This is a genomic window from Arachidicoccus sp. (assembly GCF_050436765.1).
Lineage (GTDB): Bacteria > Bacteroidota > Bacteroidia > Chitinophagales > Chitinophagaceae > Arachidicoccus.
Genome location: NZ_JBNQGD010000270.1, coordinates 1 through 2,508 on the forward strand (window position 1 = coordinate 1; position 2,508 = coordinate 2,508).

2 protein-coding genes are annotated in these 2,508 nt (G+C 31.5%); both read right to left on the reverse strand.

Going from position 1 to position 2,508, the window contains the following annotated elements; genetic code table 11:
• Positions 1–408: 408 nt before the first annotated feature.
• The gene (locus ACQR30_RS11800) at positions 409–996 is read right to left on the reverse strand and encodes an RNA polymerase sigma-70 factor (RefSeq protein ID WP_429735318.1); all 588 of its coding nucleotides are present in this window, start codon (positions 994–996) and stop codon (positions 409–411) included.
• Positions 997–1,029: 33 nt separating this feature from the next.
• Positions 1,030–2,127: an endo-1,4-beta-xylanase gene (locus ACQR30_RS11805; RefSeq protein ID WP_429735320.1), complete on the reverse strand. Its 1,098-nt coding sequence runs from the start codon at positions 2,125–2,127 to the stop codon at positions 1,030–1,032.
• Positions 2,128–2,508: the final 381 nt, after the last annotated feature.

Here is a 2,508-nt window from a genome sequence, read left to right on the forward strand (position 1 = left end):
AATATTACAATGGATGTGATTATCGTCCTCAACGATGAGATCAAAATTTTGCGATTTTCATTCCGCATAAAATTATTTTTTTCCATATCTTATTTATGTATAGAGCCAAGAGTATTTATTACCAATAAATGTATTTACTGTTGCGTATTAATAATTGGAGATCTCAGTAACCAGTTTTAGCACTTTAAAAAAGCAATTATTTCGAATAAGAATTAAAATCGCCAATAATAAATTGCAATCAATTTTTTCCAGCAGTTGCGGGCTTCCATTTTCTTATATTTCATTTCACGATTATCAAAATATTCCAGCCAAAAGCAGGTAATTATGCGTAAGCAACTAAGAATTTTATAACTTCCTTATAAGTAAGACAACATTTTCTTAATAATGTACTAAAGACAATTAAAGAATTTAAGATGGAGAGAATAACATATTGCCATTTAACGTTAACGCGTTTGAAATTTTTCTAGTCGCAATTACAATTTGATTTCTAACAGTAAAGGTGGAAATATTTAATGCAATAGCCACATCCTTATATTTAAGCCCGTCTTCCCTTACCAGTTTAAATATTTGTCTGCACTGTGGAGGCAATTCACGGATAACCCGACTTATAATATTCATAGATTCATTGGATATATAAATATCTTCAGGACTATAATTCAAAACCGTCGAGGTAGCCATGGTTTTCATCTCATCTAAGGTCAATACTTGAATCCTAGAAGTTTTAGAAATATAATTGAGTGAATAGTTTTTAGTCGCCTTGTACAAATAAGTTTTAAGATTGTCTACGTCACGAAGTGTTAAACGAATCTTCCAAAGTTTTATAAATACGTCAGAAACAATTTCTTCGGCACATTCATGGCTTTTAATAAAAGTATAAGAATATTTATACAACTCAGAAAACAATAGCCTATATAATTCTTCATATGCTCTTACCTCCGAGTAACAAACTATTCTAGATTGTAACTCTTTTATCTTCCCACTATACAACTTTGACATTTTGCTTGAAATTTAAAAATTACATAAATATTTTTACCATTTTACAACATCCCAATAAGCTGCCTTACGCTGCAGCAATGTATCAAAAAGCAAAGGATAATTACGTCTTCCTTTAAGCGGGTAATGATTAAGCCAAGTATATCTATCCGACAAATTCCAAAAAGTGACCCCACCAATATATTTTTTGTATTTACGAAATACATCAAATAGCATTTTATATTTTGCCTGTTGCAAGACGTTTAATGAATCCATATAATTATCCTCTTCTTTGGCAGAGGGAAATATTCGTTTTCTTCTACCTCCGTAAAGTGAAATATCTAATTCAGTAATTTGTACTTTTAATCCAAGAGAGGCAAACAATTGGATTGTCTTTTGCAACTCTTGTTGTGAAGGAGTATTGACAGACCAATGCCCTTGAATACCAATTCCTGAAACAGGAATCCCTTTTGCTATCAGGTTTTTCAAAAGCCTATATATCTTCTCCCTTTTTTTGGGAACAACGACATTATAATCATTATAAAATAATTGCGCCCGGGGATCTGCCTCGTGTGCATAACAGAATGCACTGTCAATAAAGTCTTCACCGCAAATTTGCGACCACTTAGAATCACGTAAATAAGCTGAATCCTTATCTGAAATAGCTTCATTCACTACGTCCCAGGCATATACACTTTGCTTATATCTTCCAACTACGGTAGAAATATGTTGTTTTAGTCGCTGCAATAAAGTATCCTTGGAAACCAATTTTCCATGACTATCCACAAAAAACCATTTCGGTGCCTGTTGATACCAACACAAATTATGACCTCTTATTTTTAAATGGTGGTGTTCAGCAAATGCAACAATTGAATCCGCATTAGTCCAGTTATAAAGATTCGGAAATGGATGAATGGGCCCAATTTTCATATCATTTTCAGGAGTAAGGCTATTAAACTCCTTCAATACCAATTGCGATTCCTTTCCAGAAAGATCACGTACATTCACCGCCACGCCAATAGGGAAATAATCTTTATAGTAATCTTTCAAACCCTTATCATTCTTAAACGATAAATGACTCTTGAAAGAAAGAAACGAAAAAAGACCTATAATTGTAATAATTACAAATGAAATTTTTACAAAAAAATATTTCATAATATTTAAAGATTTAAAGATTTAAATTATTCACTCAAAATAGAAATAAAATTTCGTTCTAAGAAAAAATTGCAATCGATTGCGCAATAATAAAAAAACAACCAAAATATCTTACAAAAACAAGCCTTATATTAGTAATATTGCGGTATTAAAGTAAATATGATATTAACAAAAAATATCAAAACAATCGTTTGTAATTTACGGAATAAAGCCAAAAAACCAGGAAGTATTTTGAAAAACGAGTGTAAACTTATCCAATCCTATCCTAAGTGCCGCGGATCAAGATTACAACTCGTTTTTACTTCAAAATTCTGCATTCAATGTCCTATTTCTTCTTCCAGAATCCTTCAATTTCCTCTAAGGTTTTTCCTTTTGTTTCAG

Excerpts from the sequence above, each read along its gene's own strand:
- ACQR30_RS11800 (WP_429735318.1), bottom strand. The coding sequence starts at position 996 with ATGTCAAAGTTGTATAGTGGGAAGATAAAAGAGTTACAATCTAGAATA.
- ACQR30_RS11805 (WP_429735320.1), bottom strand. The coding sequence starts at position 2,127 with ATGAAATATTTTTTTGTAAAAATTTCATTTGTAATTATTACAATTATA.